Genomic DNA, 2961 nt, shown 5'->3' with positions numbered 1-2961 from the left:
CTACCACGTATGGCTGGGATGCGGCTCCCTATAATACAGGAAACAGCGCTACTGGCTGCTACAGCGGCGGCTTCTGGAAGGGAGCGTTAAAGCAGAGAAATGAAACAGGCGATAAGCACCTCACCCTTCATTTTACAGTCAGCAATTACTCGGTAGCGTCCTCCAGCCCTTCGGCTACAGCCAATGGTTCCTGGGACAACCAGGTAGGACGAAGCGGATATGTGAACTCCTTCTCTGCAGGATATGTGCAGGTACTGTATCCTTTTGACAAGAAAGTGGCTGCAGGACAGAGCGGCTATCTGGAGGTCAATATGGAGTGTGCTGCTTCTGATCTGAATATCAGCAGCGTAACAGGGCTTACTCCTGAGTCAACGGAAAATGGCCTGGATGCAATGGAAAGCTTCTTTGGAAAAGACTATAAGAACCATGCAGTCCATGAGATGAATTATCTGGATAATTATCTGAACCACAGCACAGGCCTTTATATATATGCAGAAGGTGGAAACGGCGACCATCTGTCGAAGACGAATTACTTCAGCAAGGAGACTGGCACGGATCTGATCAGCACTTCGGAAGGCACAGGCTCCACCCCGCTGGGAAGTCAGGTATACATTGATGCAGATGTATCTTTTTCCAGCCGGGAATATTATACAGATGATGTGAAGGATCCCCATTATATCCCACCGGATAAGTTTGACCCACAGGTGGACAATCTGCTGGAATACAATTATCTTACCGGAGTGAATCTTCTTCAGAAGTTTGATTCAGATGCCTATACGCCTGTTTGTGAAGAAAAGATCATTGACAGACAGGTGAACCATGGCACAGGAAATAGCTGGACCTGGGTAGGGAAAAGTGCAGGAACCAACAGCACCAATGCTTTTCTGGTAGGCACTTCGGAGTCGGCAACCACCTGGTCATCCTCAGGAAACCTGAAAACAAAAAGCTTTAAGCTGACCGTACTATACGGTGCGAAGCCGGACGGGACCAACTGGGATAAAACAGAAACAGCAGATGGTCTTACCGGCGGGGAAGAAGAGATGGATGCTTACACAGAGGAGGAGCTGATCTACTTTACTTCACTGGATGAACTGAAGGCCTACTTTGCAGCCAAAGGGAATCCGGACGGCAGATGTGTGGCACTTTTATACGAGGTGCGGGACTGCTGTATCCGTACAGGCAGAAGCCTGTATATCAGAAGCAGGATGCAGATGACAAAGGATTTTGCCAAGACAGGCGGAACCTACTGTACCACTAATGATGTAAGAGGATGGACCACATATCGTCCAACCTATAAGCGATATTATAATGATGGGAAGCGGGATGCCATCCTGTTTTCCGCAACCTGGCGAAGCAGACAGTATGGCACGGCAGATGGTATCGTTGCCTACGGAAATGGAGACACAGGCGGTCCACTTCCGGATGGGTATGTAAATACCCTGATGGAAAGCCAAGATCCGGTAATGAAATATACAAAACAAAGATGTGACTTTACTTTTAACGGATATAAGAAAACAGAATACCAAAACGGTGTTAAGAAAAACGGAACCCATGTGATGGGGTGGATGGCAGGAAATACGCTGCTTCTGTATACGCTGGTCAGTGAGATCGGCGTTAAGAATACAGACCTGATCAAAGGCTCCAACCGGGAAAAGACCTATTATAATGTGTCCGACGGTGAACGTACAGCAAACTTCATGGTAATGCCAAGGCTGCAGATCTCCAGTGCTACAAAGGACCATGAACTGGTAGCAAACGGCAGTCAGGCAACGGATGTTGTGATCACCATGACCATTCCAAAAGATCTTCATTATAATAAGGGCAGCCTGCAGTTCGACTATTCGGCTCCTGGAAACCAGTGTAAATACAAAGCCGGCGATCTGGCATGGGATGTAAAGCAGACGGATAACCCGGATGGGACTACCACATTGACCCTCTGTTCAACGGTAAGTGATATCAACAAAGGACTTCCCTACATCCGGTATAACTGCACTATCGGAAAGAAAGGGGCAGATGAGAATGAGGATGTAAAGGACAACCAGCAGCTTACTACAAAGGTACAGATCCATACCACCTATGAAGAGATCCACCGTATTACCGGACAGGCCAATAGTGCAGAGCAGACCATCATTGCAACAAGGACAAACGATGATGCGATCTACAAGGAAACGGACCGGGACCTGATAGAGATCGGGGATGACCTGATCTATTACCTGAATTACAGCAACCATACAGAAAACCTGAATCCCATCCAGCTATGCGATATTCTTCCTGCCAATGGAGACGGAAGGAACAGCAGCTTCCATGGTGGATACCGGGTAAAAGAAATCTATCTGGATTTTACCAGGGAAGCGGACAGGCAGGCATTCCTGGAGAACGGTGCAGGACAGCTGAAGTACAGGAAGGGCGGGATCAGTGCAAAGGATCTTACACAAGATGAAAGAACTTTGATACTGAATACCATTAACAACGGTAAGTGGTTTGATCTGGCTTCTTCTTATGAATCATCTGAATACACGGAAAATGGTGTGACAATGTACAGACTGACCTGCAGGGCAGATGCAAACGGACGATGGGCCAAAGGGGAAGAACTGATCCATTATGCAGATGGCAATGGTACAATTGATGCGATTTATGGATTTGTTCCTCAAGTAAGTGAAAAAGGAAATTTCCGGATGGGACTGGTCTTTACACCGTTTACGAAGGATAATGCAACACTGCTGAAAAGCAGAAATGTAACCCAGCAGGGCGGAGATGTATATAACAACAGCTTCTTCTACAGAAGCGGCGGCCTTACCAGCCAGGCGCCTACTGTATCCAGTTCAGCGGAAGGAACCCGTATTGCAAAGCGTAAGATCGCAGGGCTTGTATGGCTGGATCAGGATCAGAACGGGAATTACCGTCCTGCCATCAATGGCTACAGTACCACAGACCGGCTGCTTTCCAAGGTGGATGTATATC

At 47.6% G+C, this 2961-nt stretch carries 1 protein-coding gene; it reads left to right on the top strand.

What is annotated here, in order from left to right:
* Nucleotides 1–2961 (top strand): hypothetical protein (locus tag G5B11_RS18345; RefSeq protein ID WP_173729290.1); only part of this gene is annotated, 2961 nt, incomplete at both ends.

It is taken from the genome of Blautia glucerasea, assembly GCF_013304385.1.
Lineage (GTDB): Bacteria > Bacillota > Clostridia > Lachnospirales > Lachnospiraceae > Blautia_A > Blautia_A ammoniilytica.
This window is presented reverse-complemented; position numbering and strand designations above follow the sequence as displayed.